Source organism: Fibrobacter sp. (assembly GCA_012523595.1).
GTDB lineage: Bacteria > Fibrobacterota > Chitinivibrionia > Chitinivibrionales > Chitinispirillaceae > JAAYIG01.
Window position 1 is genome coordinate 1 of sequence record JAAYIG010000149.1, and the last position, 2,386, is coordinate 2,386.

General features: G+C 44.5%; 3 protein-coding genes. 2 read left to right on the forward strand and 1 reads right to left on the reverse strand.

All coding sequences use genetic code 11. From position 1 onward, the window contains the following. The first annotated feature begins 19 nt into the window (after nucleotides 1–19). Both GX089_10125 and GX089_10130 read left to right on the forward strand, forming a co-directional pair. Entirely contained in the window at nucleotides 20–190 is a 171-nt protein-coding gene (locus GX089_10125; GenBank protein NLP02840.1) for a hypothetical protein, read from the forward strand. A 364-nt stretch (nucleotides 191–554) separates the two neighbouring features. Then, nucleotides 555–1,598 carry a 3-deoxy-7-phosphoheptulonate synthase gene (locus GX089_10130; GenBank protein NLP02841.1) on the forward strand — a complete coding sequence of 348 codons (1,044 nt, stop codon included), beginning with the start codon at nucleotides 555–557 and terminating at the stop codon, nucleotides 1,596–1,598. A 232-nt stretch (nucleotides 1,599–1,830) separates the two neighbouring features. Here GX089_10130 and GX089_10135 read toward each other — a convergent pair. Beyond that, on the reverse strand, nucleotides 1,831–2,386 hold a 556-nt coding region (locus tag GX089_10135; GenBank protein ID NLP02842.1), incomplete at its 5' end, for a DNA topoisomerase IV subunit A.

Consider the following 2,386-nt stretch of genomic DNA (forward strand, 5'->3'; position numbering starts at 1 on the left):
GAATCAGAAAGGACCGGATATGGACAAGAACATGATCAGACCACCCGGCAATACCAGAAAAGATGTCATTCCTTTTCTGCAGGGGCGGCCGGAGAGAATGCTGCCCATAAATGAAGAGGATATCTTAAATCTTAAAATCAATCTCAATATAGCCAGAGATTTAACAGAATTTCTGGAAATATCGGGATAAAGCAAGATGGAATTGACAATCAAACCAGTTTGTTTTATATTGATAATAGATACTATGAAAAATCAGATATACACCCGTCCCTTTTATTTTTACTTCTGGTTTGAAACCTGAGGGGCTCGGGCGTATTTATTTTTTTTGATGAATATCCAGGGCCTCTCAAAAAGAGGCCCTTTCTTTTTTAAGGAAAACAGAAAAACAGGTGTATCGGGATAATGAAAAACAATAAATCAGCAGCCTTCTTTTACTTTTTCTGGTTTGCACCCGCAAAAAACAGGGGCTCCGGCTGATTTTATCCTGAAAACGATTGAATAACCAATAGAGCCTCTGAGAAATCAGGGGCTTTTTTTTTAAATGGAGGCACTATATGTTACCCGCAACAGCACTTAACTCTACTCTTCCACTTGTATCCCCCAGGGCACTGGCCCTGGAACTGGCCCCTGAGAAAGTTTCACTCGATACTGTGGAAAGCGCCAGTTCCACTGTTAAGAAGATCCTGGAAGGAAAAGACAAGCGGCTGCTTGTTGTAGCCGGACCATGCTCGGTTCATGACAGAGAATCCGCCCTCGAGTACGCTTCAAAACTGGCTAAACTGAGACACAGATACATCAACCGCATCTATATCCTCATGAGAGTTTATTTCGAGAAACCACGTTCTACTGTGGGCTGGAAAGGGATGATATATGATCCGAACATGGATGGTTCCTGTGATATTGCATCAGGCCTGAGAGCCGCCCGTAAACTGCTTATGTCCATTACCAAAATGGGGCTCCCGGCAGGGATGGAGATACTGAACCCCCTTGTTTCCTGCTATATCGCAGATCTTATAAGCTGGGCATCTGTCGGCGCCCGCACATCGGAGAGCCAGATACACAGGGAGATGGTCAGCGGTCTTCCCATTGCAGCAGGGTTCAAAAACAGTACGGACGGCTCACTGGAATCTGCCGTTAATTCGATAGAGGCAGCACGCTTGCCGCACAGCTTCCTGAACATAGATTGTTACGGCAGGGTCTGTATCACCAGAACCGAGGGAAATCCCTGGGGTCATCTCATTTTACGCGGGGGGAAAAGCGGGCCCAATTACGATTGCAAGTCAGTTGAGCGTGCATGTAAACTGCTTTCAGAAATCAGGATGACACCCTCGCTGATCATTGATTGCAGTCACATGAATGCACACAAAAAACATATCAACCAGGCAAAAGTGTGCAGAGAGGTAATAAGGATGCGTTCCAGCGGGTTCTCCTGTATCCGGGGCGTAATGATCGAGAGTAATCTGGAAGAAGGGCGCCAGGAGATTACTGTTGATAAAGGATTATTAAAGTACGGCGTATCGGTTACGGATGAGTGTATCGGATGGGATGAAACGGAGGAGCCGATAGGGGAGATTTATGCCGGCAGTAATTATTTATAATCTAAGGAAGTTTCCAGATCGGGGTCGGAATCGGTATCGGTATCGGAATATTTTGATATTTAGTAAGAAAGATTTCTTCTCGAAAACTCGTCGAAATGACATGGATAACAGTTTCGAAATTGCAATTACTGAACACGAATGCGGAGAGTGATTCCGATACCGAATGAGGACAACCTTACAGAGTAATCATTAAATCAGATTAATCAGTAGTCAAACTCAGGTTAATCAGTGGTTAACCGCCGGAGATTTTGACGCTTTTAACCTCTTTGTTTGACAGACGTACTCCACCCGCTTTTACACCTTTTACCAGGTAGTCTTTTATAATGAAAGTTTCCTCAAGGACCTTGAGTCTGGGCTTTGGCTTGTATTCAAGTGAAACTATCGCTTCTGAATCGGTCGTCAATTTGAGAACTGTGCAGTTTTCAGGAACGATGGAATATCCCTTATTAAGGATAAACTGCTCAATTCTGCATCGTTTTATATAGGGAAATTTAGTCGCCTCATCGCGGTAAATCACATTGAAAACAATGTCTTTATCCACAAATCCGCAGAAGAGCATGTTTTTATCGACAAACAGTTTGTCTGGTACGTCAATTACCGAGTAGGCTCCGGTTTTACGGATTACAAGTACTCTGTCGTAGGGAGAAACATCGAGTATAAAGTTACCGTTTACCTCATAGCCCAGATAGCCTGTGTCGCGGTCGTAGCGCAGCTTCAGATTGCGCTGGGCAGCATCCCTGGCATCCACCTTTTTGAGAGAAACAAGTTCTGTCCTGCGCGGGTACTGA